The sequence below is a fragment of the Hafnia sp. HMSC23F03 genome, assembly GCF_001816025.1.
GTDB classification, from domain to species: Bacteria; Pseudomonadota; Gammaproteobacteria; order Enterobacterales; family Enterobacteriaceae; genus Hafnia; species Hafnia paralvei.
The window spans coordinates 77377-103873 of sequence record NZ_KV824245.1; the positions used below are offsets into that span (position 1 = coordinate 77377).

Genomic DNA, 26497 nt, shown 5'->3' on the forward strand with positions numbered 1-26497 from the left:
GCTTAGCAGCTGCTCCGTTTGCATAATACTGAGCTGACAGGAATAGTGGCTTTGGTTGCTTGCTGATTCAGGCGCGCCAGCAGTGCGTTGGCAGCCTGAATTCCTATCTCTTTAAACGGTACCGCGGTGGTTGTTAGCGGCGGCTGACATACCTGACTGACATCACGATTGCCGAATCCTGCCACCGCCAACTGGCTTGGTACGCGAATATGCCGTCGTTGACACTCATATAAGACGCCGCAGGCAAGTTCGTCAGAGGCACAAATCAATGCATCAATTTCAGGCCAAGCCAGAATAAACTCCGGCAGTAGATTCGCGCCCGTAGAAAAATTAGCCGGCTCAGCGGCGTTAATCACACGATGTGGCGAGAAATGGCTGCGTAACAACGCTTGATGCCAACCGTGCAGATGCTGTTGAAATACCCACGGTTCTTGGTTCGCGCACAGCAAACCAATGTTTTCATACCCGCGCTCGATAACGTGACGGGTGAGATTGAACATGGCATCGGCATAATCTATTCCGATGTTGATATCGATAGGATCCTCACGGATTGCACCAATTTCAACGACGGGGATCTCTGCATTCTTCAGCCACTGTCGCGTATTGTCGCTTTGCTCAGTGCTCAGCAAAACAACCGCGGCCAGACTCGCCGACAGAAGGTTTTCCAACATGCTCGCTTCACGTTCTTCATCACGTTGAGATTCAGAGAGCGTGAGTTGGAACCCTGCCGGTTGCAGCACGCTTTGTAGACCGGCGAGCATTTGGGCACAACCAGCCTCAGTAAACGAGGGAACGACCACCGAAATGGTGCGACCGGCTCCTGACGCCAACGCGCTTGCGGCAAGGTTTGGCACATAGCCCAGTTCGCTAACGGCAGACTCGATTTTTTCTCTTAGCTTATCCGAAACCTGATCGGGCGTGCGAAGCGCGCGCGATACGGTCATAGAACCCACACCGGCGAGTCTGGCTACATCAGCCAATGTCACTCTGCCGGTACTACGTCGTTTTTTAATGATAGGCATGCTTGTTCCTAACGGAGCCTAGGCTGCAGTGACGCTATTTTAGCTAAAAAAATAGATTAATCATCAAACTACTTAGTGACCTAGCGTGAGATATTGTCATATGGGCTGCTTGAAAGTTACGCATCCTCGTTGTTCATAGAATAAACATCTATTTTTGATAGCGCTATCACAAATCCAATAGATAGCGTTTTTGGTAGCGCTATCTTTAAAGGTATCGTCTCTTTACACCACTCAATCATGTGATGACCGCGGGTCTAAATGACCCACAGTTAAAGGCAATCGACTGGGGTCATCCGCTTAGGAGAGACAATGCTGAATACTTGGTTAACTGATGACACCATACAAATTCGCGAGCGTGTGGATTCTTGGCAGGAAGCGGTAAAACTCAGCGCTCAACCGTTATTGCAGAAAGGCATTATTACTCCTGACTATCTGGCTGCGATTTATCAACAACATGAAAAACTGGGTCCCTACTATGTTTTGGCTCCCGGAATTGCAATGCCACACGCTAGGCCGGAAGAGGGGGCTAAATCTCTTGGACTTTCACTGCTAAGCGTAAAGCAAGACGTTTTGTTTTATTCTGCCGACAACGATCCCGTTAATTTAATCGTTATGCTCTCGGCGCCTGATAGTCATAGCCACATTGAATTAATTTCTCATCTGGCTGAATTTTTCTCAGATGATGATGCGGTAAAGAAAATTCATAAGGCTACCACCATAGAGGAAATTAAAGCCATCATCGAAAAATATTAATTTCTACTTAATTTAATAACCCAATAATCAAAACATCAGGATTGCCTGCGGGATTCCTGCATTCAAAATAAATCACCGAGGAACAAATAATGAAAATTATGGCGATATGTGGTTCAGGGTTAGGCAGTAGCTTTATGGTTGAAATGAATATTAAGAAAGTACTTAAGAAAATTGGCGTTGACGCAGAGGTAGAGCACTCCGATCTCTCCTCGGCTATTCCCGGTGAAGCTGATCTGTTTGTTATGGCAAAGGATATTGCAGCGAGTGCCAGTATTCCTGATAACCAGCTGATCGTGATTACTAATATTATCGATATAAATGAGTTAGAAACAAAACTACGCGCTTATTTCAATAAATAAAAAAATCGGCAGTTTCCCTAGATAATTAGCGAGGTGGATATGTTTATCCAAGAAACGCTTAAGTTCATCGTTGATATATTAAAAGTCCCCGCCGTATTGGTTGGGTTAATTGCACTGGTGGGTTTGCTGGCGCAAAAAAAATCGTTCAGTGATGTGGTTAAAGGCACGGTAAAAACTATTTTAGGTTTTATCGTATTAGGCGGCGGTGCGGGTGTGTTAGTGGGTTCTCTGAATCCATTAGGCGGAATGTTTGAGCATGCATTCAATATTCAAGGCATTATCCCTAACAACGAAGCCATTGTATCTATTGCACTTGAAAAGTACGGTGCAGCAACCGCGCTAATCATGGCATTCGGCATGGTGGCTAATATCGTCGTTGCTCGTTTTACCAAGTTGAAATATATCTTCCTGACGGGTCATCATACGTTTTATATGGCGTGTATGATCGGGATTATTTTAACCGTAGCGGGTTTTGAGGGTGTGCAATTAGTCTTTACGGGGGCGTTGACGCTAGGTTTGGTCATGGCTTTTTTCCCTGCACTGGCGCAACGCTATATGCGGAAAATCACCGGTAATGACGATATTGCTTTCGGTCACTTTGGTACGCTTGGCTACATTCTTTCCGGCTGGATTGGCGGGCGTGTAGGTAAAGGCTCTCGTTCGACCGAAGAGATGAATCTGCCTAAAAACCTGAGCTTCTTGCGCGATAGTTCGATTTCAATCTCGCTGACCATGATGGTGATCTACCTGATTATGGCGGTGAGTGCGGGTTCCACGTTCGTTGAGGCGACCTATAGCGCCGGTCAAAACTATCTGGTTTACGCCATTATTATGGCGATCACTTTTGCCGCCGGTGTATTCATCATCCTGCAGGGTGTGCGCCTGATTCTGGCAGAAATTGTGCCTGCATTTACCGGCTTCTCTGAGCGCTTAGTGCCGAATGCTCGTCCTGCTCTCGACTGCCCAGTGGTTTATCCCTATGCGCCAAACGCGGTGTTGGTCGGCTTTCTATTTAGTTTTCTCGGCGGACTGGTGGGATTGTTCTTACTGGGGCAATTCAATTTAGTGCTGATTTTGCCAGGCGTTGTGCCGCACTTCTTCACCGGTGCTACCGCAGGCGTGTTTGGCAATGCGACTGGCGGGCGTCGTGGCGCGATGCTGGGAGCCTTTGCCAACGGTTTGTTGATTACCTTCTTACCCGTTCTATTACTCCCTGTTCTTGGCGCTTTAGGTTTTGCTAACACCACCTTCTCGGACGCTGATTTTGGTGCCATCGGTATTGTGCTGGGCAACATGGCGCGCTTCATGAATAAAGACATGATTATGGTAGTTATTATTGCAATCTTTGCGGCGCTCGTGGCGCATAACTACTTCTTCTCTCGTAAGAGCTCACCATCCACGTCCTCCGACGGTGTGAATAAATAAGGGGTCATTATGCTTAACCTAAATGAGGTTCAACGCTACGCAACAGAAATTCGCGTGGAAACGTTGAAAGCGTTAACCAATCTGGGATTTGGCCATTATGGCGGTTCGATGTCAGTAGTCGAAACGCTGGCCGTGCTGTATGGCGCGGTGATGAATGTTGATCCTGCCGACCCTGAGTGGCCGGAGCGCGATAATTTCGTCTTATCCAAAGGCCATGCGGGGCCTGCGCTCTACAGTGCGTTAGCGCTGAAAGGCTATTTTCCGCGTGAGGATCTCGCGACGCTAAACCAAAATGGCACCCATTTTCCGAGTCATCCCGATCGCTTATTAACCCGTGGCGTTGACGCCACTACGGGGTCGTTAGGGCAAGGGGTATCCATCGCGACAGGAATGGCATTGGCACACCGCTTGGCTGGGCGTAAAAATCGCGTGTTCTGTATTTTGGGCGACGGTGAGCTCAACGAAGGGCAGTGCTGGGAGGCGTTCCAATTTATTGCTCATCATAATCTGAACAACCTGACGTTGTTTATTGATTATAACAAGCAGCAGTTGGATGGAACCTTGGATGAAGTGATTAAACCGTTTGATCTTAAGGCAAAATTCAGTGCATTTGGTTTCGATGTTGTCAGCGTGAAAGGTGACGATATTGCTGCAATCTATGACGTTGTTGCCCCGGTTCGTGTTGGTGAGCAGCGGCCTCGGGTTGTGATACTCGACAGCATCAAAGGCCAAGGGGTTGCTTACATCGAACAACTGCCGAACTCGCATCATCTACGTTTAACTGACGAAATAAAAGCTGAAATGCTGAAGTCAATTGAGACTCTGGAGGCCTCGCTATGAGCCATGAATTCTTGCCGTTACAGAAAGATAAGATTGAAATGCGTAAGGTCTATGCTCAGGCGATGCGCGAGCAGTTCATGGAAAATACGCCGGTTATTGCCTTAGAGGCTGATTTGATGAGTTCAATGGCGATGGATGCCGTTCATCGCGATTTTCCACAGCAGGTGATTAACTGCGGAATTATGGAGGCAAACGTGATTGGCACTGCCGCGGGGCTTTCATTGGCTGGCCGAATTCCTTTTGTGCATACCTTTACTGCTTTTGCTAGCCGCCGTTGTTTTGATCAGCTTTTCATGTCTGTTGATTATCAGAAAAACAACGTCAAGGTGATTGCGTCAGACGCGGGTGTTAGCGCCTGTCACAATGGCGGAACCCATATGTCATTTGAAGATATGGGGATCGTGCGTGGTTTGGCGCATTCGGTGGTCATGGAAATGACGGATGCCACGATGTTCCGTGAAATTCTGCGCCAACTGGTCGATTTAAAAGGTTTCCATTGGGTAAGGACTATCCGCAAGCAGGCCTATACCATTTATCCTGAAGGCACTGAATTTACCATCGGCAAGGGAAAGGTTTTACAGGATGGTAAAGATATTACGCTGGTCGCCAATGGCATCATGGTGGCTGAGGCTTTGCAGGCCGCAGAGATACTGAAGCAGCAGGGATATAGCGTGGCGGTTATTGATATGTTTACTTTGAAGCCTATCGATAAAGACCTGATTATTGAATACGCAACAAAAACAGGGCGAATTGTCACCTGTGAAAACCATAGTATCCATAATGGGCTGGGTTCAGCAGTGGCAGAAGTGCTGGTTGAAAATTATCCGGTACCAATGCGACGCGTTGGAATTAAAGAGCGTTACGGGCAGGTGGGAACGCAGGATTTCTTGATGAAGGAGTATGAACTGACGGCGGAAGATATTGTGAAACAGGCTGAAGCGTTGTTAAACAATAAAACGTAATTCCCGCAGGTGCTGTAGTTTATTGATACCACTAAAAAAGGCTCCCATTGGGAGCCTTTAAAGCACATAGGTAATCAAAGATTACTTAGCTGCTGCCGCCGCAGCCTGTGCAGCCTGAATCGCAGTCAGAGCAACGGTGTAGACGATATCATCAACCAGTGCGCCACGAGACAAGTCATTTACCGGCTTACGCATGCCTTGCAGCATTGGCCCGATAGAAACCAAGTCAGCAGAACGCTGTACCGCTTTGTAAGTGGTGTTACCGGTGTTCAGGTCTGGGAAGATGAACACGGTTGCTTTACCCGCAACTGGAGAGTTAGGCGCTTTAGACTTCGCAACGTCAGCCATGATTGCCGCATCATATTGCAGAGGGCCATCGATGATCAGGTCAGGACGTTTTTCCTGAGCCAGACGAGTTGCTTCGCGTACTTTCTCAACGTCGCTGCCTGCACCAGAATTGCCGGTAGAGTAGGAGATCATGGCAACTCGTGGTTCGATACCGAATGCAGCTGCAGAATCAGCAGACTGAATCGCGATTTCAGACAGCTGTTCAGCCGTTGGATCTGGGTTGATCGCACAGTCACCATAAACCAGAACCTGATCAGGCAACAGCATGAAGAACACAGAAGAAACCAAAGAGCTACCAGGTGCAGTTTTAATCAACTGCAACGGTGGGCGAATGGTGTTTGCTGTGGTGTGAACTGCGCCAGATACCAAACCGTCTACCTGGTTTTGTTCCAACATCAGCGTACCCAGAACCACGTTGTCTTCCAGCTGTTCGCGGGCAACAACTTCGGTCATGCCTTTGTTCTTACGTAGCTCAACCAGACGTGGAACGTATTGTTCACGGACGACATTTGGATCGACAATTTCGATGCCTTTACCCAGAACAACGCCCTGAGCCGCTGCTACGCGCTGGATTTCTTCTGGGTTACCCAGCAGAACACATTCAGCGATGCCGCGCTCAGCACAGATAGCGGCTGCTTTAACGGTACGTGGTTCGTCGCCTTCTGGCAGAACAACGCGTTTGCAAGCTTTACGCGCCAGTTCGGTCAGTTCATAACGGAATGCTGGAGGAGACAGACGACGTGAACGCTCAGAGGCGGCAGTCAGAGAGTCAATCCACTTGCTATCGATATGGCTAGCGACATAGTTTTGCAGTTTCTCTACGCGCTGATGGTCATCAGCGGGAACTTCGAGGTTGAAGCTCTGCAGGCTCAGAGAAGTCTGCCAAGTGTTAGTATCGACCATGAATACTGGCAAACCAGTCTGGAATGCACGTTCGCACAGCTTAGCGATGCGCTCGTCCATGTCGTAACCGCCGGTCAGCAGGATCGCACCGATTTCCACGCCGTTCATTGCAGCCAGACAGGCGGCAACCAGCACGTCTGGACGGTCAGCAGAAGTGACCAGCAGAGAGCCTGGACGGAAGTGCTCCAGCATGTGAGGAATGCTGCGTGCACAGAAAGTCACAGACTTGATACGACGAGTTTTGATGTCGCCTTCGTTCACGATGCGTGCTTTCAGGTGATTCGCCATGTCGATTGCGCGAGTCGCGATCAGCTCAAAGCTCCAAGGCACACAGCCCAGAACTGGCAGCGGGCTATTTGCCACGAGCTGTGCAGTATCTAGGTTTGCAACGCTGGCTTTGTTAGAGTCATCAAAGATTTCAGACAGATCTGGGCGAGTACGACCCTGATCGTCAACCGGTGCATTCAGCTTGTTGATGATCACGCCGGTGATGTTTTTGTTTTTGCTGCCGCCGAAGCTAGAACGAGCCAGTTCGATACGCTCTTTAACCTGAGAAGCGGTGTCATTACCCAGCGCCATAACGAAGACGATTTCAGCATTCAGGGTTTTGGCAATTTCATAGTTCAGCGCGTTAGCAAACTGATGCTTACGTGTTGGAACCAAGCCTTCAACCAGAACAACTTCTGCGTCTTTGGTATTTTCGTGGTAACGAGCAACGATTTCTTCCATCAACACGTCCTGCTGGTTAGAACTCAGCAGCGTTTCAACGTGAGACATGCGCAGCGGTTCTGCGGCAGGGATTGAAGAGTTAGCGCGGATGATAGTGGTAGTTTGATCAAGAGAATCGCCGCCGGTGCGTGGCTGGGCGATGGGCTTGAACACGCTTAGGCGAACACCTTTTTGCTCCATGGAGCGGATGACACCCAAGCTAACGCTGGTCAGGCCAACGCTGGTGCTGGTGGGGATCAGCATAATTGTACGTGACACGATAAAACCTCTTTACGGTTGTTCAACTGGCTGAACGGATGTTGGTTTGCTCAGTGCGTTGAACTTGGTCGGATAGGTTAGAATTTCTACGCTTGATTTAAACTTTGGAGCTTAAATAACCCCGCAGGCCTTGGCTTGCGGGGTTGAGATGCGTCTTATGCAGTCAGACGAGAGGCGTCTTGTGCAATCACCAACTCTTCGTTGGTTGGGATAACGACGGCCAGACGGCTGCCATCTTTAGTGATGGTGCCTGATTTGCCGAAGCGTGCAGCCAGGTTGCGTTCGTGATCGATTTCGAAGCCCAGCAGACCCAGTTTGTCCAGAGTCAGTTCACGTACCATTGCTGCGTTTTCGCCGATACCGCCGGTGAATACAACGGCGTCTAGACGACCATCCATCAGCGCAGTGTAAGCACCGATGTATTTAGCCAGACGGTGGCAGAATACGTCCATAGCGCGCTTAGCGTCAGCTTTGGTTTCGTAGTTGTCTTCAACATAACGGCAGTCGCTGGTGACTTCGGTCAGACCCAGCAGACCAGATTCTTTGGTCAGCAGCTTGTTGATCTGCTCAACGCTCATGCCCAGTGAATCATGCAGGTGGAAGATGATAGCGGGGTCGATGTCGCCAGAGCGAGTACCCATAACCAGACCTTCCAGCGGGGTCAGACCCATAGAAGTATCAACACATTTACCGTTGCGAACTGCGGTTACAGAACCACCGTTGCCCAGATGGCAAGTGATTACGTTCAGCTCGTCAATTGGCTTGTTCAGCATTTTTGCCGCTTCTTGGCTTACGAAGAAGTGGCTGGTGCCGTGTGCGCCGTAACGACGAACGCCGTGGTCTTTGTACAGGCTGTATGGCAGGGCATACAGGTAAGACTCTTCTGGCATGGTGGTGTGGAATGCGGTGTCAAAGACGGCAACGTTTTTGTCTTTCAGGCTAGGGAAAGATTTGAACGCTTCAGCGATACCGATCAGGTGCGCAGGGTTGTGCAGAGGCGCAAACGGGATCGCATCTTTAATACCTTGCAGAACATCATCAGTGATCAACGCGGATTCAGTGAACTTCTCGCCGCCGTGAACGATACGGTGACCGATAGCGGTCAGTGATGCGGAGAGTTCAGGCTTCTGAGCCAGAATAGTATTAACGATGAAGTTCAGCGCTTCGCTATGAGCTGCGCCAGCACCTAACGCTTCTTCGTGTTTAGCGCCGTCCATTTTCCATTTAATACGGGCTTCAGGCAGGCTGAAACATTCAGCTAAACCAGACAGGTGTTCTTCACCGTTGGCTGCGTTGATGATAGCGAATTTCAGTGATGAACTGCCGCAGTTAAGAACCAGTACCAGCTTCGACATGGAAGTACCTACTTGTTATGCGTGGTTAGAAATTGAGTCAATCAGACATTAAGCGTAGCGTAATATGTCGTCGACATTTATGATTAACATCATGCGTAATGTGATTTCGTCATGATGAAGAACATCGCATTGAGAAACTGCGGTGCCCAAAAATGCATTGCTTTGCCGGCAAGGATTCAGCCGAGCACTGATAGAGTGTACAGAGCTCAATCGTTGAAAACTTAGCTTTAAGAAGCAGTCGTCAATGAAACACTTTATTAACGCTGTTTTCTGCTTCTACCGGCCCCAAGGCCGCGCTAGGATACCGATTGCGGATGCCAAAAACAAAATAAATTTAAGGCCGCTAAGTATCCGTTGTGATTTTACACTATTTTTTGAATTTTTATAAATGAAGTTGAGGTTCCTATGACATCTAAGCCAACGGGCCACGTAGGGTGGTTTCAGATTTTTCAGCGCGGACAGACATATATGAAGACCTGGCCGAGTGATAAACGCTTGGCTCCGGTGTTCCCTGAAAACCGTATCGCTAAAGTGACGCGCTTTGCCGTGCGCTTTATGCCCCCAATCGCTATTTTTACACTGACGTGGCAGATTGCGCTGGGCGGCCAGTTAGGGCCTGCGATTGCCACGGCGCTGTTTGCCTGTAGTTTGCCAATGCAAGGGCTATGGTGGTTGGGGAAACGCTCAGTCACTCCGTTGCCGCCAACGCTGTTACAGTGGTTTCACGAGCTACGCGCGAAGTTAGTCGAAGCGGGTAAAGCACAGGCTCCCGTTGAGGGGACGCCAACCTATCAAGCCTTAGCAGATGTTTTGCAGCGCGCATTTAAGCAGTTGGATAAGACCTTTCTGGATGATATTTAATCGATTTGGCGTGTGTTTTTTGTCCGTCAATGTTGCGGATTTGTTGTAAAAATACACGCCTATTGATAAAAAAATGCGCAGAGTGGAATTTAACGCAGTTTCTCTTCCTCGAAACCCCGTTCCAAATCAAAAAAGTGATGTTAAGCACTATTTAGAATGACAGGCTTATGCCATGCTCCGGACATAGAATTCACATTTTTACATGACTTGACCCCGGCCTAGCATCGACTTTGGCCGCTCGATGAGGAAATCAAAGATGGAAATGACCAACGCACAACGCCTGATTCTTTCTAACCAATACAAGATGATGACCATGATGGATCCGGATAACGCCGAGCGTTACCGTCGTTTGCAAACCATCATTGAGCGCGGCTTTGGCCTGCAAATGCGCGAACTCGATCGCGACTTTGGCGAGCTGAGCGAAGATACCTGTCGCACTATTATCAATATTATGGAAATGCATCATGCGTTGCAGGTGTCTTACAATAATCTGAAAGAAAAACAAGATATTGACCCTCGTCGATTAGAGTTTTTAGGCTTTGATGCTGCAACAGAAGCTCGCTATTTAAGCTATGTACGCTTTATGGTTGGTACCGAAGGGCGTTACACTCACTTCGATTCAGGCACGCATGGTTTCAATGCCCAGACTAAAATGTGGGAAAAATACCAGCGTATGCTGTCAATCTGGCAGTCATGCCCGCGTCAGTATCATTTGAGCGCGGTGGAGATTGCACAAATTATTAACGCGTAAAACAGAGGAATGCCTGTGAAGTGCAAAGGTTTTTTGTTTGATCTGGATGGAACATTGGTAGATTCACTGCCGGTAGTTGAACGCTCATGGATCAACTGGGCGAAACGTCAGGGAGTGAATCCACAGGAGGTTCTGGATTTTATCCACGGCAAACAGGCCATCACCTCGCTGCGGCATTTTATGTCTGGTGAGAGCGAAGAGCGTATTCAACAAGAATATGACTGGTTGGAAGAGATTGAATCAAGAGATACCGATGGTGTGACGGCGTTACCAGGAGCGGTTGCTCTGCTGGATCGTCTGAATGAGTTAGACATTCCATGGGCGATTGTCACTTCAGGTTCTATTCCGGTGGCCTATGCGCGTCGCGCGGCGGGGCAATTACCAAAACCTGATGTGTTCATCACCGCTGAACAGGTGTCTCGTGGCAAGCCAGAGCCTGACGCTTACCTGTTAGGTGCGCAGAAGCTAGGGCTGGCCGTCAGTGACTGTGTGGTGGTGGAGGACGCAGCGGCGGGCATTCTTTCTGGATTGTCGGCAGGCTGTCAGGTGATCGCGGTGAATGCCCCTCAAGATGCACCAAAGCTGGAGTTAGTCGATCTCAATTTGACTTCGCTAGTGCAGATTCGCGTAGAGAAAGAAGGTGAGTACGCGGTTATTCATGCGCTGTAAGTAGTAATTGAATGAAATATGATTAAGCCCCGTCATCACGGGGCTTTTTTTATGGCATGCTTATAACGATTTTTCTTTGGAGTAGTCGCGACGCTGGCTGAAAATCCAGCTAATTTAGATATAGGTTTCTATCGGAGTAAATTCACAAAGGGAGATGTCGTGAACGGCGAATTATTGTGGGTTTTAACGTTATTACTGATTGCTATTGTCCTTTTTGCTACCAACAAGCTACGCATGGATGTCGTAGCGTTGCTTATCATCATTGCATTTGTCCTGAGCGGTACGCTTTCGCTCAGCGAAGCAACCGCGGGCTTTAGTGACCCTAACGTTATTTTAATCGCGGCTTTGTTTGTTATCGGTGACGGATTGGTGCGCACAGGCGTTGCTTATCAGGTCGGCGATTGGTTAGTCAAGGTGGCCGGGGATAGCGAGGCCAAGATGTTGGTTTTGCTCATGATTACGGTAGCTTCACTGGGAGCCGTCATGAGTTCAACGGGCGTGGTAGCGATTTTTATCCCCGTCGTGCTTAGCGTTGCTGCGCGGATGAAAATATCGCCAGCGCGTCTGCTGATGCCGCTGAGTTTTGCTGGGCTGATTAGCGGCATGATGACGCTGGTTGCAACGCCGCCCAATATGATTGTGAGCAGTGAATTAGTGCGTGAGGGATTTCGTGGCCTCAGCTTTTTCAGCGTAACACCGGTTGGTATCATCGTGTTGCTGATGGGTGTCGGTTATATGCTGGTGGCGCGTAACTGGCTCGCAAGCAGTAAAGAAGATAGCAATAAGGACGGCTGGACACGCCGGACTTTCCGCGATCTGATCCGCGATTACAAACTGACCGGAAGAGCGCGTCGATTAGCGCTTCGCTCCGGTTCTCCCTTGATCGGTCATACCTTGGATGAACTTCATCTCCGTGCACGTTACGGTGCTAACGTGGTGGGGATTGAACGCTGGCGCAAGTTTCGCCGAGTCATGGTTAATGCGGTTGGAAACACTGAGCTTAAAGAGCGCGATGTGTTGTTAATCGACATGTCGGATTCTGAAGTCGATCTGCGTGAGTTTTGTGCCGAACAGATGCTTGAGCCGATGGTACTGCGTGGCGAGTATTTTTCTGAACAGGCGCGCGATGTGGGGATGGCTGAGGTCACTATCGTTCCTGATTCCGACCTAATTGGTAAAACATTGCGCGAAATGACTTTCCGTACCCGCTATGGGCTAAACGTGGTGGGTATTCGCCGCGATGGTGCGCCGATAGAAGGCAAGTTGGTGAATGAGCCGCTTCAGTTAGGTGACATTCTGTTGGTTATCGGTAACTGGAAGCAGATCCGCCAGCTTCAGTTACAGCCCCATGATTTTATTGTGCTGCACCTCCCCGCTGAAGTGGACGATGTCGCTCCCGCTATCAGCCAAGCCCCACATGCGCTGTTTTGTTTGGCATTAATGATTGCCATGATGCTAACAGATGAAGTTCCCAACGCCATTGCGGCGCTGATCGCCTGTATGTTGATGGGTAAATTCCGTTGTATTGATATGGAAAGCGCCTATAAGTCGATTCACTGGCCGAGCCTCATTTTAATCGTGGGAATGCTACCGTTTGCCCTGGCGTTGCAAAAGAGTGGTGGTATCACGCTGGCGGTAGATGTGCTGATGAATTTAGTGGGCGGCATGGGGCCAAGAGTTGTGTTGCTCAGCTTATTTGTATTCTGTGCGGTCACGGGACTCTTTATTTCTAACACGGCTACGGCGGTTCTAATGGCACCAATCGCGATTGCGACGGCGCATGCGATGCACCTTTCACCGTATCCGTTCGCGATGATTATTGCCATTTCGGCGTCAGCGGCGTTTATGACGCCGGTATCGTCGCCGGTCAATACGCTGGTGATGGGGCCGGGTAACTACAGCTTTGGCGATTTCGTTAAGATCGGCGTGCCGTTTACTCTCTTGGTGATGGTTGCCAGCGTGATTGTGGTGCCGTGGTTGTTTCCGTTTTGATGGGGGTGATCTAAGCTTTGTGCGCTTAAAGCATTGAACAAGGCAGCTCAAGCGCTCGCGTAAATATGGTGCATATTGTGTACGCCCAAAATACCGAGCCCTGCATCTCTATCGTGTAGGCGTCCGACCCAACTCGGATGCCTTCGACTTAGTTTGTATGTAAAGACCAATGCTGAGAGACGGTCGAAACCTTAAACGAATGCAGTATAACCAGAAGTGAAATGCTCAAAAACTACATCACTTCATCCTGACTGATCTCATCTAGCGACAGGCTAAAACTTGGAATAAAGACTTCCATGAAGTATTCCATTTCAGGGCTTGAACGCATATCTAATGTTTTCTCTAAACGCGCTTTGGCCAGTTTGAATTCATTGTTACCAGCCGAAAGCTCTTCCAGGCACTTCAGATAGGCGCATAGCGCGTCAGCTTGCTTAACAACCAGTTTCTCATCTTCAGTGTAATAGTGTTCATCCAGCAGTGGGCGGAAGTCGTTTTGCAACTCTGGGGGCAGCATTTCAATCAGCTTTTGCTGCGCGACTTTTTCAATCTTCTTATACTCATGCGCAATTTGCGGATTGTAATACTTGATCGGCGTTGGCATATCGCCGGTTAAAACCTCACTCGCGTCATGATACATCGCCAGTAATGCCACACGTTCGGGGTTCACATTGCCGTTGAATTTTCGATTTTTAATGATGGCTAATGCATGAGCGACAAATGCGACCTGAAGGCTATGTTCGGAGACGTTCTCGGTGCGCACGTTGCGCATCAGTGGCCAGCGGCTAATCAGTTTTAAACGGGACAGATGGGCGAAAAAGTGACTTTGGTTCTGGCTCATAACGCTCTCTCAATAATACAAGTAGTGGAAAGACACGTTCTATTGTGGGCGGAGGAAAGTGAGGATGCAAATAAGAAACGGCACCAAGGAGGTGCCGTTGTCATCGGAAGCGAAAATTAATATTTCTGGTGGTAGCCAGAGAAGAAGCGACCGAGTTTATGAATGGCCATATCGAGATCATCTACGCGCGGCAGCGTAACGATTCGGAAGTGATCGGGTTCTGGCCAGTTAAATGCGGTACCTTGCACAAGCAGCACTTTTTCTTGTAGCAAGAGATCCAGAACCATTTTCTGATCGTCATGAACGTTGAAGCGTTTGGCATCAATTTTCGGGAACATATAGAGCGCGCCACGCGGTTTGACGCAGGATACGCCAGGGATCTCATTGATCAGTTCCCAAGCACGGTTGCGTTGTTCATACAGGCGGCCACCGGGTTGGATAAATTCGTTGATGCTCTGGTAACCACCGATGGCGGTTTGAATAGCGTGTTGCATCGGTACGTTGGCGCACAGACGCATAGACGCCAACATTTCCAATCCTTCAATGTAGCCTTTAGCGTGCTTTTTAGGGCCGCTAAGCACCATCCAGCCTTGGCGGAAACCGGCGACGCGGTAGGTTTTCGATAAACCGTTAAAGGTAACAACGAGCAAATCCGGAGCGAGAGAGGCGATCGAAATATGCTCAGCATCGTCATAGAGGATCTTGTCGTAAATCTCATCAGCGAAGATGATCAGATTATTTTCACGCGCAATGGTGACGATCTCTTCTAACAGTTCTTTGCTGTAGACTGCGCCGGTTGGGTTATTCGGGTTAATAATCACGATACCACGGGTGCGTGGAGTGATTTTGCTGCGAATATCATTTAAGTCTGGGAACCAGTCGGCTTCTTCATCGCAGCGGTAGTGAACGGCGTTACCACCTGATAATGCGACCGCTGCGGTCCATAGCGGATAATCTGGCGCAGGTACCAACATCTCATCATCAGTGTTCAGCAGTGCTTGCATAGACTGCACAATTAACTCAGATACACCGTTACCAATATAGATGTCTTCTACGGTAACATCATGGATATCACGTGCTTGGTAGTGCTGCATGATGGCTTTGCGCGCAGAATATAGCCCCTTGGAGTCACAGTAGCCCTGAGCCGTTGGCAGATTGCGAATGACGTCCACCAAAATTTCATCGGGTGCTTCAAAGCCGAACGGCGCCGGATTACCGATGTTTAACTTCAGGACCTTATTGCCTTCTTCTTCGAGTCGTTTTGCTTCTTTCAAAACCGGACCACGGATGTCATAGCACACGTGATCCAGCTTGCGGGATTTTTCTATAGGGGACATATAACAGCAGCCTTTATAATACGTAGCCAGAATAAAATTCGGCGTTGCGCGTGAAAATGCGTGTCCATACGAACAGAACACTGCGACGTAAAATAATGTACTCCCCAGCGCAGGGGTTTTGAAGGGCAGAGAGAGTTTTTGGTGCAAAACGTTAGCTTATTCGCCGTCGATAACCGATCACGCGTAATACGTAGTCATTTATTAGTGTATAAATCTTTGGTTTGTTTTTTATGAAGTTAAAAACTCCAAATAAAATCACTGGCGTCGTCAATTTAACGCCACAAAATAGGAGATGATGGGTGAAAAATAGTGGGCAACAGCAACAGCCTTGGGTCTCACCGCTGAAGAAAATTCCGTCAGTGCTGGTTCCGATCGTGAGAGCACAAGAGAAACATTACGGGCAGATTCTTAATCCTACGCGTTGGTGGGGGCGGTTCCCTTTTTTGTTTTGGCTAATCGCTTTTTTCGTCGGTTTTCTGGAGAGAAAAAGATCGTCACTTTCACCCACGCTGCGGGCGTTGGTGATGACCCGAGTTTCCCAGCAGTGCGAATGTGATTTTTGTATCGATGCAAATAGCCTACGTCTTGCTCAGCGTAGTGGTTCGTTGGATAAAGTGATGTCAGTTTATCATTGGCACGAGGCGGATTGCTTTGATGGGCAGGAGCGAGCTGCGCTGGCTTATGCCGATGGGATGACTGCGACGCCACCGAGCATTGACGAGGCATTAAAATCTGAGCTTAAGCGTCATTTTAGCGAAAAGGCCATTACAGAACTCACCGCGCTGGTGGCATTTCAAAATTTGTCTGCGAGATTTAATTCTGCTTTAGATATTTCATCACAGGGCCTTTGTGTACCGGAACGTGATGTGCAGCATCGAGGTAAACCACGTGTTTGATCGCTATTTGCATCCCAGAGTAAAACCCCTATTAAACCGAATAGCCGCGACGATTGATCGTCCAGAAATCACCCCCGACCGTATTAGTCTTGCGGGGTTTCTTATCGGTGCATTGGCATTGCCGTTTCTTGCTATGCAGTGGTACCCCGCAGCTTTGCTGGTGATTGTTATCAACCGATTGTTTGACGGACTCGATGGCGCTTTAGCACGCCGGCGCAATCTTTCGGATGCGGGCGGATTTTTAGATATTGCTTTGGACTTCTTATTTTATGCGCTGGTGCCATTTGGTTTTGTCTTAGCCTCTCCAGCGTTAAATGCGGTAGCCGGAGCATGGTTGCTGTTTGCTTTTATCGGCACAGGGAGCAGTTTCTTAGCCTTTGCCGCGGTAGCGGATAAATACAAATTAGAGAATTTAGACTACCCACATAAGTCATTTTATTACCTTGGAGGATTAACCGAGGGGGCAGAAACGATATTGGTGTTCGTGCTCTTCTGCTTATTCCCCGCCTATTTCCCTCTACTTGCGTGGCTTTTTGGTGCTCTATGCTGGTTTACCACGCTGACGCGCGTCTGGGGGGGATATCACACGTTGAGAAGGGTGGCGCAGGATCGCGGGGAGTAAGGGGACTCCATTGTGTTGAAGGTTTTCGCCCATTTATTTCATTAAACACGAAGGATTTTAAAAGGTTAAGTCTTGGAAGGGAGAGTCAGCATGACAGGGATGTCATGCTGGCGTTTGGGGCGCCCGGGATGGGCGATACCAAACCGCAGCGAAGATGGCATCTCGGATAAAAGCGCGCGAGTGCAGAGACCACGCGCTGGTGGTCTCTGCCCGTACGCCTTCATGGATGTATCAATGAAGCTCGGTATGGACAGGCGGGCGGAATATTACACACAGTGTATCAATGACGCTCGGTATGAACAGGCGGGCGGAATATTACACTGAACTTGCATCGCCAATATCAAACTGCAGCAGAAATGACATCCCAGATAACCGCTCTTGAGTGCAGAATCTGCCCGATGACTTTATCATCCCAACATCATGTGCTCAGAAAATAAGCGTGAGCATCACTCCCAGCTACTCTCCGGCCCGCGTTCTCCTGCAACAACTGGGTTCTTTGGATTAGCGCTCCATTCATACCAGCCACCATCGTATACGCTGACAGATGGCCAACCCATAGCGCGGGCATACATGAAGGTCTCAGAGGCTCGCCAACCAGTACCACAATAGAAGGAAACCTGTTGATCAGGGGTGATATGCCACTCTTTCCACATGGCCGCGATATCATCCGCTGAGCGCATGGTTCCGTCTGGATTATGGAAATCTTCCATATGCGTGGAGTCACTGCCTGCATGGCCCCAGCGAGCACCCGCGATCTCACCCTTTGGTTTGATATAGCTGTAACCGCTAGTTTCACCGATAAACTCTGGCCATGAACGGATACTCACCAGCGAAGCATCTTTGCGATGTAATAATCCGCGAGCCTGCTCTTCATTGAGCATCAGCTGTGGCTGTCCCGGAATTTCTGCACCGAAATCAGGCGCTGGTTTCACATTTGACGGGAGTCCGCGCTCAACGGGGAGTCCCGCATCAGACCACGTTTGCCAACCCCCGTCGAGCAGGCGAACATCTTTTACGCCCGCGTACAGCATAATCTGAGCCACGCGAGCGGCTGCGTACACGTCGCGACCGTAGAGGATGACGGTGGTATCGTGTTTGATGCCTTGTTTAGCCAGCAATGCTTTCAGCTTGTCGTCGGAAACTTTGTTCCAAAGCGGCTCGCTTTCTATGTCATTAGTATCGATATAGCCTGCACCGGGAATATGGCTGAGCAGATATTTCTTCGGCGCTCCCCAAGCGGCTTCAATGACTTTCCATTCACCAGCGGGCTTCGCTACGACATTTTTCCCTTGCTGTAAATCATGGATCCACTGTGGGTAAACGAGTTGCTCAAAGTGAGCCATACGTTGCAAACGATCGGGTTGAGATAATGCGTCACTGAGCGTGGCAATATTAATGTAGCCCAGCTTAATTAATCGTTTACTAACCTCTGAGGTCTGTTCAGTCGTACCATAAAGTGCGATTTTACGGTCTGGCGTGATCTGATGTTGGCTAGCCCACTGTTTTAGTTGCTCATCGCTCATGAGGCTTAACCAGTTTGCAGAAAGATTGAACGCTTGAGGTTCATGACCTGATGGGCCATTAAGCCCCTGAGGCCATCCGTTATAAAATGCACTAGGTCGGGTATCGACAATTGCGCCATTGCCAGACTGAAGATCGTCCAGCTTAATTTGCTGTAAAGGCGTGACGTCAGCGGCATGAGTCATTTGTAACCACCCAAGCAATAGCGCTGAGGTGACTAGCTGAGAAGTGACTTTCATCAGGGATCCTAACAAGGAAAACAGAAAGGGATGTATTTTCTCGCAACATTTTGCAGTGTTCTTTGTGCAAGCGCACAATGTTTTAAGTTAGCGCACACAAGTTGGTGATAAATCGTTATTCTATGCGTGGTAGTAATTACTGAGGAAACCAACGAGTTATGTTTAAGCATCGTCAGGCTTATGTTTTATTCCTTCTGTGCCTGATGATAGCTGGCATGCTGTGGTTCGACTCCTCCCGACAGCTGTTACGGCATTTGTGGGCGCTGTTCTCCTCGTTGGATGTTAGTGCAATGATGGAGTATTTACGCAGTTTTGGGCCTTGGGCAATGGTTGTCTCATTTTTGCTCATGATCTTTCAGGCTCTTGCTGCTCCTTTGCCTGCGTTTTTGATTACATTCGCCAATGCGGCGTTATTTGGCTGGTGGCAAGGGGCGCTCTTATCATGGTTCAGCGCTATGGTAGCCGCTTGGATATGTTTCATTCTGGCACGTTGGGTAGGAAGAGAAACGCTGGAAAAGTTTGTTTCTTCCGAAGCCCTAAAACGTAGCGATCTTTTTTTTGCTCGCTACGGAAAACATACCATCCTGATTTGCCGGCTATTACCCTTTGTATCATTTGACATTATTAGCTATGCAGCAGGATTAACCTCCATTAAAGTAAGGGGATTCCTAATTGCTACGGGAATCGGGCAACTTCCCGCAACGCTTGTTTACTCGTATGTGGGTGGAATGCTTACGGGGGGAATGCAGTTGTTAGTAACAGGTTTATTAATTACGTTTTCAATAAGCGTGGTTTTTTTCGCGCTAAAAAAGAAAAAACTTTCCCAAGGAAACAACAGCTAAGCTTAATGAAACCGGTCTCAGTTATTAAGCTAACATAAGAATTATTAACTTATTTATTGTGTTGCTGCTATAAAAGTACGTATAAAAAGACAAGGTCATTTAAAAAGTTATTATATTACAGTTAATTATAGACGATGTAGTTAATTGCATATCTTAACTAATAAGCAGAGCTAAATAGTGTAAATATTTTTGCGTGTTTTATGCTTAAAATTTTTTTTTAAGCCATAATTAAACATGTATATCAAATGGATTAAGTATTAAGTAGTAGATGTATCAGTGATAGGAGGATTCTGATTATCTAAGTATCACAAGTCTTAAATACCAGGGTTTTATAATTACACTCTTATAATGAGAAATAGATATGATAAATACACATCGTCCTACCATTAACCTTGATTTAGATTTGCTACGAACGTTCGTAGCTGTCGCCGATGTGAAAACTTTTGCGGCAGCGGCTATTGTGGTGCAGAGAACACAATCGGCCGTTAGTCAGCAGATGCAACGTTTGGAACAGTTGGTTGGCAAGGAGTTATTTGCTCGCCATGGACGTAACAAACAACTCACGGAGCACGGCGTGCAGCTGTTAGGGTATGCACGTAAAATCTTACGCTTTAACGATGAAGCCTGTAGTTCGCTGATCTACAACCATCTACATGGCTCACTCATTATTGGCGCCACGGATGATACCGCGGATACTATTTTGCCTTTTCTACTGAGCCGGTTTACCAGCCTTTATCCGAAGCTGGAAATCGATGTCAGAGTAAAGCGCAGTCCTGACATGAGACAGTTGCTAAAAGATCGAGAAATTGATCTCGCTATCACCACCATGGGCTTTGATGAGTTCTCTTGTGAAACTTTAAGAAGTTCTCCAACTGTGTGGTTTTGCGCAACCGATTACGATTACCAAGCAGGCGAGCCTGTGCCATTAGTGGTACTGGATGAACCGAGTCCATTCCGCGCACTGGCGATCAAGCACCTGAATGAAGCCGGTATTCCATGGCGTATTGCGTATGTAGCGTCTACGCTGTCAGCAGTACGAGCCGCGGTAAAAGCAGGGTTGGGGGTTACAGCACGGCCAATTGAAATGATGAGCCCAGAGCTGCGCGTTCTTGGCGTTTCTGAGCGCCTGCCTAAACTGCCTGAAACTGAATATTCTCTTTGCTTAGCCCCTAACTGTACTAATGAATTAGCGACGATATTGTTTAGTTCATTAAAAGCAGGTTCTGAACCTTATAGTGAAAATGGTTCAAATATCGATCTGGCTGTTGAGCAGGGGAGTTCTTATTCTACCGGCCCAACCGATCCTGCTGATGTGGCTTGAGTTCGTTTATTCATGCATATTTTAAACAGGAAAAATTGATTCAACATACCGGCATTGAGTGCATAAACATGCCGGTATGTGATTATTTTATAGTGTGAAATAAATTTTTAACATTTCGTGGCTTTACGACCCTACGCTTCCCACCTGAACCGATTCCGCTTTACCATCAAAAACTTAAATGAAAATCATTCTCATAAATAATATGACTGTATGAAATACATACAGCAAATGTTAAACAATCTCGTGATTCTATCGTCTTGAATGAATATTCATTTGCGTGCTTATCATTGTAAGTGTGATCTCCATCATAAAAACACCCGAGATACCCACGATGGTGAACGGGTAATTCTTTAGAAAATGGTATAGTGCTTACCAAACATTCACTTTCGTTTACATAATCGACACGTTACTGATGCAACTCTAAAACGTCATTAAGGATGCTAATACGTCGTGCAGACGCATCAAATGTTAAGTAAAATGTAGTGTTGTAAATTAATGTGTTGTTACTTTTGTCAAAGTTGACAAAAGGTTATAGAAAGGAGTAAAAAGCCCACAGTAAAACTCTGTTTAATCATAGGAAACAGCAGTTTTCTTGTGGTCATTTTCCTTCCCTTAGTCGTTGTGGTGCTCCTGCATTTTTTACGCAGTGAACCGCATCACGTTTGATGAGTAAGCATAAGAGTATGTCAACAACCACTGAAGTAATCGCTCATCACTGGGCATTCGCCGTATTTATCATCGTCGCACTCGGGCTATGTGGGGTTATGCTTCTTGGAGCATATGCACTCGGTGGGAGAGCACGCGCGCGCGCGAAAAATACGCCTTATGAATCCGGTATCGACTCAGTAGGCTCAGCGCGTCTGCGTCTGTCTGCTAAGTTTTATCTGGTCGCCATGTTCTTCGTCATCTTCGATGTGGAAGCCTTGTATCTATATGCTTGGTCTGTCTCCATCCGGGAGAGTGGATGGGTTGGCTTTATCGAAGCGGCAATTTTCATTTTGGTGCTGTTAGCAGGCTTGTTCTATCTGGTGCGTATCGGCGCGCTTGATTGGACTCCCGCACGTTCCAAGCGCCGTGTAGAGCACGAAAGTACCGTCACGAATACAGATAGCCGCCCGCAGTAAGTCTGGCCTATTAGTCACCATTTATAGAGAAAGAATTGAGGCATAAAGATGGATTATACGCTCACCCGCATCGATCCGGACGGTGAGAACGACCGTTACCCCCTTCAAAAACAGGAGATCGTGACCGATCCTCTGGAACAGCATGTTCACCGCAGCGTGTATATGGGCAAACTCGAAAATGCTCTGCACGATATGGTGAACTGGGGGCGTAAAAACTCTCTTTGGCCGTATAACTTCGGCCTTTCTTGTTGTTATGTGGAGATGGTGACGTCATTCACTGCGGTGCATGACGTTGCGCGTTTTGGGGCGGAAGTACTTCGTGCCTCTCCGCGTCAGGCTGACTTTATGGTGGTTGCGGGAACCTGTTTCACCAAAATGGCTCCGGTTATTCAGCGTCTATATGACCAGATGCTGGAACCAAAATGGGTGATTTCTATGGGGTCTTGTGCCAACTCTGGCGGCATGTATGACATTTATTCCGTCGTGCAAGGCGTAGACAAGTTTATTCCGGTTGATGTGTATATCCCGGGCTGTCCGCCGCGCCCAGAAGCCTATATGCAGGCGCTGATGTTGTTGCAGGAATCGATTGGTAAAGAACGCCGCCCATTATCTTGGGTTGTGGGCGATCAAGGTGTTTACCGAGCCAACATGCCATCAGAAAAAGAACGCAAGCGAGCTGAGCGTATTGCAGTGACTAATCTGCGCTCACCAGACGAAATTTAACGCACGCATGATGCAGCCCACCCTGGGTTAGCATTGTCAGCGGCGAATGACTTAGCCCGTTAGTTTGCTGGTTTCCAGCAAGTAAAGTAAAAGCGTGGTGATAAAAATTATGACAGATTCGACGACGCAAGATCTGAATTTGCCTCTTTCTGAAGGTAAAGAGTGGCAAACCCGCGATCATCTTGATGATCCGGTTATCGGTGAATTGCGCAACCGTTTTGGGCCCGATGCCTTTACCGTTCAGCCCACACGCACTGGAATGCCTGTTGTTTGGGTGAAGCGTGAGCAATTACTGGAAGTTATGTCCTTCCTGAAAAAACTGCCAAAACCATACGTTATGCTGTTTGACCTGCATGGTATGGATGAGCGCCTGCGTACTCATCGTCAGGGTTTGCCGGAAGCAGATTTTTCAGTCTTCTATCACATCATCTCTATTGAACGAAATCGCGACATCATGCTCAAGGTTGCATTGTCTGAAAAAGACATGCATCTGCCGACCGTGACCAAGATTTTCCCTAACGCTAACTGGTATGAGCGTGAAACGTGGGAAATGTTCGGTATGACCTTCGATGGCCACCCACATCTGACGCGCATTATGATGCCTCAGTCATGGGAAGGGCATCCGCTGCGTAAAGATTATCCGGCGCGTGCGACCGAGTTCGATCCGTTTGAGCTGACTAAGCAAAAACAAGATCTGGAAATGGAATCACTGACCTTCAAACCTGAAGACTGGGGAATGAAGCGCAGTACTGAAAATGAAGATTTCATGTTCCTCAACCTCGGCCCTAACCATCCATCTTCTCATGGTGCATTCCGCATTGTGTTGCAGTTGGACGGTGAAGAGATCGTCGACTGTGTGCCAGACGTGGGTTATCACCATCGTGGCGCAGAGAAGATGGGCGAGCGCCAATCATGGCACAGCTATATTCCGTATACCGACCGTATCGAATACCTCGGTGGCTGCGTGAATGAAATGCCTTACGTACTGGCCGTTGAAAAACTGGCGGGTATTGAAGTGCCAGAGCGTGTGAAGGTTATTCGCGTCATGCTTTCTGAGCTGTTCCGCATTAATAGCCATCTGCTGTATATCTCCACGTTTATTCAGGACGTGGGCGCGATGACCCCCGTATTCTTCGCCTTTACCGATCGCCAGAAAGTCTACGATGTGGTTGAAGCGATTACGGGTTTCCGTATGCATCCAGCTTGGTTCCGTATCGGCGGTGTTGCACACGATTTGCCTCGCGGTTGGGAACGTTTACTGCGTGACTTCCTCGACTGGATGCCAAAGCGTTTGGACTCCTATGTTAAAGCCGCGCTGAAAAACACTATTCTGAAAGGCCGTTCGGTTGGCGTTGCTGCCTACAATGCAAAAGAAGCCTTGGACTGGGGCGTAACGGGTGCGGGTCTGCGCGCCACGGGTATCGAGTTTGACGTGCGTAAATGGCGTCCTTATTCCGGTTACGAAAACTTTGATTTCGAAGTTCCGGTGGGTCACAACGGTGACTGCTACGACCGCGTAATGCTGAAAGTCGAAGAGCTTCGTCAAAGCCTGCGAATTCTGGAGCAATGTTACAAAAATATGCCGGAAGGTCCGTTTAAAGCTGACCATCCACTGACCACGCCGCCGCCGAAAGAGCGCACGTTGCAGCATATCGAAACCCTGATCACACACTTCCTGCAAGTGTCGTGGGGGCCGGTCATGCCTGCTAACGAATCGTTCCAGATGGTTGAAGCGACTAAAGGGATTAACAGTTATTACCTGACCAGTGACGGCAGCACGATGAGCTACCGTACGCGCATTCGTACTCCAAGCTATGCGCACCTGCAACAGATCCCGGCGGTAATTCGTGGCAGCCTGGTATCCGACCTGATCGTATACCTCGGCAGTATTGATTTTGTTATGTCAGATGTGGACCGCTAATCATGTCAGATCAATCTTTAGCTAAAGAAGAGGTTTTCGTGCTCAGCGATAGCGCCCGTGAGGCCATCGAGCATGAAAAACATCACTATGAAGATCCGCGCGCCGCGTCGATTGAAGCACTGAAAATTGTGCAAAAAGAGCACGGCTGGGTTCCTGATGGTGCCATTTATGCCATTGCCGAGGTGTTGGATATTCCTGCCGCAGACGTCGAAGGGGTGGCCACGTTTTATAGCCAGATCTTCCGTCAGCCGGTTGGCCGCCACATTATTCGCTATTGCGACAGTGTGGTTTGCCATATCAACGGCTACCAAGGCATTCAGGCCGCGCTGGAACGTAAGCTGAATATCAAGCCGGGTCAAACCACGTTTGATGGTCGCTTTACGCTGTTGCCAACGTGCTGTCTGGGTAACTGCGACAAGGGGCCGAATATGATGATCGATGAAGATACTCATGCTCACCTGACGCCGGAAAACGTCGTCGAATTGTTGGAGCAGTATAAATGACGATTCCTTCAGCTTTATTCCCAACCCGTTCAGCGGAAAGCCATCCGCTAACGTGGCGTTTACGCGATGACAAACAGCCGGTTTGGCTGGATGAGTATCGCAGTAAAAGTGGCTATCAGGGCGCTGAAAAAGCGCTCAAAGGCATGGCTCAGGATGAAGTCGTCAACTTGGTTAAAGACGCAGGTCTGAAAGGGCGCGGCGGTGCTGGCTTCTCAACAGGTCTGAAATGGAGTCTGATGCCGAAAGACGAATCCATGAACATCCGTTACCTGCTGTGTAACGCCGATGAAATGGAGCCGGGCACCTATAAAGACCGTCTGCTGATGGAACAGATGCCACACCTATTGGTGGAAGGCATGCTGATTGCGGCGTTCGCGTTGAAATCCTACCGTGGCTATATCTTCCTGCGTGGCGAATATGTAGAAGCTGCGGTTAACCTACGTAAAGCGATCGAAGAAGCTAAAGCGGCAGGCCTGCTGGGTAAAAACATTTTAGGCTCAGGCTTTGATTTTGAGCTGTTTGTGCATACCGGTGCAGGGCGTTATATCTGCGGTGAAGAAACTGCGCTGATTAACTCACTGGAAGGGCGTCGTGCCAATCCGCGCTCCAAGCCACCATTCCCAGCCAGTTCTGGCGTATGGGGCAAGCCTACCTGTGTTAACAACGTTGAAACTTTGTGCAACGTACCTGCGATTATTGAGCACGGTGTTGACTGGTACAAAGGTCTCTCTGCCGGTAAGAGTGAAGATGCGGGCACCAAGCTGATGGGCTTCTCGGGACGGGTGAAAAATCCGGGTCTATGGGAACTGCCATTCGGCACCACGGCGCGTGAAATTCTTGAGGATTACGCTGGTGGTATGCGCGATGGATTAACGCTCAAAGCGTGGCAGCCGGGTGGGGCAGGGACCGACTTCCTGACTGGCGATCATCTCGATCTGCCGATGGACTTCGCCAGCATCGGCAAAGCAGGTAGCCGTTTGGGTACCGCGCTGGCAATGGCCGTTGATAATGAGATCGGCATGGTGCCGCTTGTGCGCAACTTAGAAGAATTCTTCGCTCGTGAGTCCTGTGGCTGGTGTACACCATGCCGTGATGGTTTGCCGTGGAGTGTAAAAATCCTGCGTGCACTTGAGCGTGGCGAAGGCCAGCCGGGAGATATCGAAACGTTAGAACAGCTGTGCCGCCATTTAGGCCCAGGTAAAACGTTCTGCGCACATGCGCCGGGGGCTGTTGAACCATTACAGAGCGCGATTAAATATTTCCGTGAAGAGTTCGAAGCAGGCATTGCCGCCAAAGACTACGGCAACTTGAATGCCATTAAGGGTATTCAGCCGAACTTGCTGAAATCGCGCTGGTAATTTAAAGGTTTTTCTTATTTTGGAA

The 26497-nt window shown here is 48.6% G+C and carries 24 protein-coding genes; 18 read left to right on the plus strand and 6 right to left on the minus strand.

Annotated elements, in window-relative coordinates; genetic code table 11:
• Nucleotides 1–2: 2 nt before the first annotated feature.
• Nucleotides 3–1022 (minus strand): LacI family DNA-binding transcriptional regulator, encoded by a 1020-nt coding sequence (locus HMPREF3091_RS20845; RefSeq protein ID WP_070718719.1) that lies wholly within the window; start codon nucleotides 1020–1022, stop codon nucleotides 3–5.
• Between the two features lie 309 nt (nucleotides 1023–1331).
• On the opposite strand from HMPREF3091_RS20845, the gene HMPREF3091_RS20850 reads away from it, so the two are divergent.
• From HMPREF3091_RS20850 to HMPREF3091_RS20870, 5 genes are all read left to right on the plus strand, one after another.
• Entirely contained in the window at nucleotides 1332–1775 is a 444-nt protein-coding gene (locus HMPREF3091_RS20850; RefSeq protein WP_004092656.1) for a PTS sugar transporter subunit IIA, read from the plus strand.
• An 89-nt stretch (nucleotides 1776–1864) separates the two neighbouring features.
• The gene (locus tag HMPREF3091_RS20855) at nucleotides 1865–2134 is read left to right on the plus strand and encodes a PTS sugar transporter subunit IIB (protein WP_004092655.1); all 270 of its coding nucleotides are present in this window, start codon (nucleotides 1865–1867) and stop codon (nucleotides 2132–2134) included.
• A gap of 39 nt (nucleotides 2135–2173) precedes the next feature.
• Nucleotides 2174–3559 (plus strand): PTS ascorbate transporter subunit IIC, encoded by a 1386-nt coding sequence (locus HMPREF3091_RS20860; RefSeq protein ID WP_004092653.1) that lies wholly within the window; start codon nucleotides 2174–2176, stop codon nucleotides 3557–3559.
• A 9-nt stretch (nucleotides 3560–3568) separates the two neighbouring features.
• Nucleotides 3569–4399, plus strand: a complete 831-nt coding sequence (locus tag HMPREF3091_RS20865) for a transketolase (protein WP_070718723.1) — start codon at nucleotides 3569–3571, stop codon at nucleotides 4397–4399.
• Nucleotides 4396–5361, plus strand: coding sequence for a transketolase family protein (locus tag HMPREF3091_RS20870; protein ID WP_070718726.1), 966 nt, complete (start codon nucleotides 4396–4398; stop codon nucleotides 5359–5361). The genes HMPREF3091_RS20865 and HMPREF3091_RS20870 overlap by 4 nt, the downstream gene beginning before the upstream one ends.
• Nucleotides 5362–5442: 81 nt before the next feature.
• Here HMPREF3091_RS20870 and pta read toward each other — a convergent pair whose 3' ends face one another.
• Nucleotides 5443–7599: a phosphate acetyltransferase gene (gene pta / locus HMPREF3091_RS20875; RefSeq protein ID WP_020303665.1), complete on the minus strand. Its 2157-nt coding sequence runs from the start codon at nucleotides 7597–7599 to the stop codon at nucleotides 5443–5445.
• Nucleotides 7600–7754: 155 nt separating this feature from the next.
• Entirely contained in the window at nucleotides 7755–8954 is a 1200-nt protein-coding gene (gene ackA / locus HMPREF3091_RS20880) for an acetate kinase (RefSeq protein ID WP_004092645.1), read from the minus strand.
• Nucleotides 8955–9359: 405 nt separating this feature from the next.
• Here ackA and yfbV point away from each other — a divergent pair, with 405 nt between their 5' ends.
• From yfbV to HMPREF3091_RS20900, 4 genes are all read left to right on the plus strand, one after another.
• Nucleotides 9360–9815, plus strand: coding sequence for a terminus macrodomain insulation protein YfbV (yfbV, locus tag HMPREF3091_RS20885; RefSeq protein ID WP_004092641.1), 456 nt, complete (start codon nucleotides 9360–9362; stop codon nucleotides 9813–9815).
• Nucleotides 9816–10071: 256 nt separating this feature from the next.
• Nucleotides 10072–10566 (plus strand): YfbU family protein, encoded by a 495-nt coding sequence (locus tag HMPREF3091_RS20890; RefSeq protein ID WP_008814025.1) that lies wholly within the window; start codon nucleotides 10072–10074, stop codon nucleotides 10564–10566.
• 15 nt (nucleotides 10567–10581) lie between these two features.
• Nucleotides 10582–11235 carry a sugar phosphatase gene (locus HMPREF3091_RS20895; RefSeq protein ID WP_035503384.1) on the plus strand — a complete coding sequence of 218 codons (654 nt, stop codon included), beginning with the start codon at nucleotides 10582–10584 and terminating at the stop codon, nucleotides 11233–11235.
• A 159-nt stretch (nucleotides 11236–11394) separates the two neighbouring features.
• On the plus strand, nucleotides 11395–13227 hold the full coding sequence (locus HMPREF3091_RS20900) for an SLC13 family permease (protein WP_070718729.1): 1833 nt from the start codon (nucleotides 11395–11397) through the stop codon (nucleotides 13225–13227).
• A 232-nt stretch (nucleotides 13228–13459) separates the two neighbouring features.
• Here the strand turns inward: HMPREF3091_RS20900 and yfbR are convergent, their stop codons facing one another.
• Together yfbR and HMPREF3091_RS20910 are read right to left on the minus strand one after the other, a co-directional pair.
• Complete coding sequence (gene yfbR, locus HMPREF3091_RS20905; RefSeq protein ID WP_040046426.1) at nucleotides 13460–14065, minus strand: 5'-deoxynucleotidase; 606 nt, start codon at nucleotides 14063–14065, stop codon at nucleotides 13460–13462.
• 116 nt (nucleotides 14066–14181) lie between these two features.
• A complete protein-coding gene (locus HMPREF3091_RS20910; protein ID WP_004092623.1) occupies nucleotides 14182–15402 on the minus strand; it encodes a pyridoxal phosphate-dependent aminotransferase in 1221 nt (406 codons plus the stop codon).
• Nucleotides 15403–15701: 299 nt separating this feature from the next.
• Here HMPREF3091_RS20910 and HMPREF3091_RS20915 point away from each other — a divergent pair, with 299 nt between their 5' ends.
• Together HMPREF3091_RS20915 and HMPREF3091_RS20920 are read left to right on the plus strand one after the other, a co-directional pair.
• Nucleotides 15702–16298 carry a carboxymuconolactone decarboxylase family protein gene (locus tag HMPREF3091_RS20915; RefSeq protein WP_070718733.1) on the plus strand — a complete coding sequence of 199 codons (597 nt, stop codon included), beginning with the start codon at nucleotides 15702–15704 and terminating at the stop codon, nucleotides 16296–16298.
• Nucleotides 16291–16920, plus strand: a complete 630-nt coding sequence (locus HMPREF3091_RS20920; RefSeq protein WP_070718736.1) for a CDP-alcohol phosphatidyltransferase family protein — start codon at nucleotides 16291–16293, stop codon at nucleotides 16918–16920. The genes HMPREF3091_RS20915 and HMPREF3091_RS20920 overlap by 8 nt, the downstream gene beginning before the upstream one ends.
• Nucleotides 16921–17366: 446 nt before the next feature.
• Here HMPREF3091_RS20920 and HMPREF3091_RS20930 read toward each other — a convergent pair whose 3' ends face one another.
• Nucleotides 17367–18680 carry a rhodanese-like domain-containing protein gene (locus HMPREF3091_RS20930; RefSeq protein WP_070718745.1) on the minus strand — a complete coding sequence of 438 codons (1314 nt, stop codon included), beginning with the start codon at nucleotides 18678–18680 and terminating at the stop codon, nucleotides 17367–17369.
• Nucleotides 18681–18838: 158 nt separating this feature from the next.
• Between HMPREF3091_RS20930 and HMPREF3091_RS20935 the strand changes: the two genes are divergently transcribed.
• The 7 genes from HMPREF3091_RS20935 to nuoF all read left to right on the plus strand — a co-directional run bounded on the left by HMPREF3091_RS20935 (nucleotide 18839) and on the right by nuoF (nucleotide 26472).
• On the plus strand, nucleotides 18839–19522 hold the full coding sequence (locus tag HMPREF3091_RS20935; protein WP_070718751.1) for a TVP38/TMEM64 family protein: 684 nt from the start codon (nucleotides 18839–18841) through the stop codon (nucleotides 19520–19522).
• A 361-nt stretch (nucleotides 19523–19883) separates the two neighbouring features.
• Nucleotides 19884–20843 carry a LysR family transcriptional regulator gene (locus tag HMPREF3091_RS20940; RefSeq protein WP_004092615.1) on the plus strand — a complete coding sequence of 320 codons (960 nt, stop codon included), beginning with the start codon at nucleotides 19884–19886 and terminating at the stop codon, nucleotides 20841–20843.
• A gap of 683 nt (nucleotides 20844–21526) precedes the next feature.
• Nucleotides 21527–21967, plus strand: a complete 441-nt coding sequence (locus tag HMPREF3091_RS20945; protein ID WP_008814016.1) for an NADH-quinone oxidoreductase subunit A — start codon at nucleotides 21527–21529, stop codon at nucleotides 21965–21967.
• A 48-nt stretch (nucleotides 21968–22015) separates the two neighbouring features.
• On the plus strand, nucleotides 22016–22690 hold the full coding sequence (locus HMPREF3091_RS20950; protein WP_004092613.1) for a NuoB/complex I 20 kDa subunit family protein: 675 nt from the start codon (nucleotides 22016–22018) through the stop codon (nucleotides 22688–22690).
• A 97-nt stretch (nucleotides 22691–22787) separates the two neighbouring features.
• Nucleotides 22788–24611: an NADH-quinone oxidoreductase subunit C/D gene (nuoC, locus tag HMPREF3091_RS20955; protein ID WP_371272857.1), complete on the plus strand. Its 1824-nt coding sequence runs from the start codon at nucleotides 22788–22790 to the stop codon at nucleotides 24609–24611.
• Between the two features lie 2 nt (nucleotides 24612–24613).
• Entirely contained in the window at nucleotides 24614–25114 is a 501-nt protein-coding gene (gene nuoE / locus HMPREF3091_RS20960; RefSeq protein WP_004092610.1) for an NADH-quinone oxidoreductase subunit NuoE, read from the plus strand.
• On the plus strand, nucleotides 25111–26472 hold the full coding sequence (nuoF, locus tag HMPREF3091_RS20965; protein WP_004092607.1) for an NADH-quinone oxidoreductase subunit NuoF: 1362 nt from the start codon (nucleotides 25111–25113) through the stop codon (nucleotides 26470–26472). Before nuoE ends, nuoF begins: the two co-directional genes overlap by 4 nt.
• Nucleotides 26473–26497 lie beyond the last annotated feature (25 nt).

What these genes read in the sequence shown, in the direction of transcription:
- HMPREF3091_RS20870 (WP_070718726.1), top strand. Translation starts at nt 4,396, where the DNA reads ATGAGCCATGAATTCTTGCCGTTACAGAAAGATAAGATTGAAATGCGT.
- HMPREF3091_RS20950 (WP_004092613.1), top strand. Translation starts at nt 22,016, where the DNA reads ATGGATTATACGCTCACCCGCATCGATCCGGACGGTGAGAACGACCGT.
- HMPREF3091_RS20865 (WP_070718723.1), top strand. Translation starts at nt 3,569, where the DNA reads ATGCTTAACCTAAATGAGGTTCAACGCTACGCAACAGAAATTCGCGTG.
- HMPREF3091_RS20945 (WP_008814016.1), top strand. Translation starts at nt 21,527, where the DNA reads ATGTCAACAACCACTGAAGTAATCGCTCATCACTGGGCATTCGCCGTA.
- HMPREF3091_RS20860 (WP_004092653.1), top strand. Translation starts at nt 2,174, where the DNA reads ATGTTTATCCAAGAAACGCTTAAGTTCATCGTTGATATATTAAAAGTC.
- yfbV (WP_004092641.1), top strand. Translation starts at nt 9,360, where the DNA reads ATGACATCTAAGCCAACGGGCCACGTAGGGTGGTTTCAGATTTTTCAG.
- HMPREF3091_RS20845 (WP_070718719.1), bottom strand. Translation starts at nt 1,022, where the DNA reads ATGCCTATCATTAAAAAACGACGTAGTACCGGCAGAGTGACATTGGCT.
- HMPREF3091_RS20910 (WP_004092623.1), bottom strand. Translation starts at nt 15,402, where the DNA reads ATGTCCCCTATAGAAAAATCCCGCAAGCTGGATCACGTGTGCTATGAC.
- ackA (WP_004092645.1), bottom strand. Translation starts at nt 8,954, where the DNA reads ATGTCGAAGCTGGTACTGGTTCTTAACTGCGGCAGTTCATCACTGAAA.
- HMPREF3091_RS20890 (WP_008814025.1), top strand. Translation starts at nt 10,072, where the DNA reads ATGGAAATGACCAACGCACAACGCCTGATTCTTTCTAACCAATACAAG.
- HMPREF3091_RS20935 (WP_070718751.1), top strand. Translation starts at nt 18,839, where the DNA reads ATGTTTAAGCATCGTCAGGCTTATGTTTTATTCCTTCTGTGCCTGATG.
- HMPREF3091_RS20850 (WP_004092656.1), top strand. Translation starts at nt 1,332, where the DNA reads ATGCTGAATACTTGGTTAACTGATGACACCATACAAATTCGCGAGCGT.
- nuoE (WP_004092610.1), top strand. Translation starts at nt 24,614, where the DNA reads ATGTCAGATCAATCTTTAGCTAAAGAAGAGGTTTTCGTGCTCAGCGAT.
- HMPREF3091_RS20940 (WP_004092615.1), top strand. Translation starts at nt 19,884, where the DNA reads ATGATAAATACACATCGTCCTACCATTAACCTTGATTTAGATTTGCTA.
- yfbR (WP_040046426.1), bottom strand. Translation starts at nt 14,065, where the DNA reads ATGAGCCAGAACCAAAGTCACTTTTTCGCCCATCTGTCCCGTTTAAAA.
- nuoF (WP_004092607.1), top strand. Translation starts at nt 25,111, where the DNA reads ATGACGATTCCTTCAGCTTTATTCCCAACCCGTTCAGCGGAAAGCCAT.
- HMPREF3091_RS20930 (WP_070718745.1), bottom strand. Translation starts at nt 18,680, where the DNA reads ATGAAAGTCACTTCTCAGCTAGTCACCTCAGCGCTATTGCTTGGGTGG.
- HMPREF3091_RS20855 (WP_004092655.1), top strand. Translation starts at nt 1,865, where the DNA reads ATGAAAATTATGGCGATATGTGGTTCAGGGTTAGGCAGTAGCTTTATG.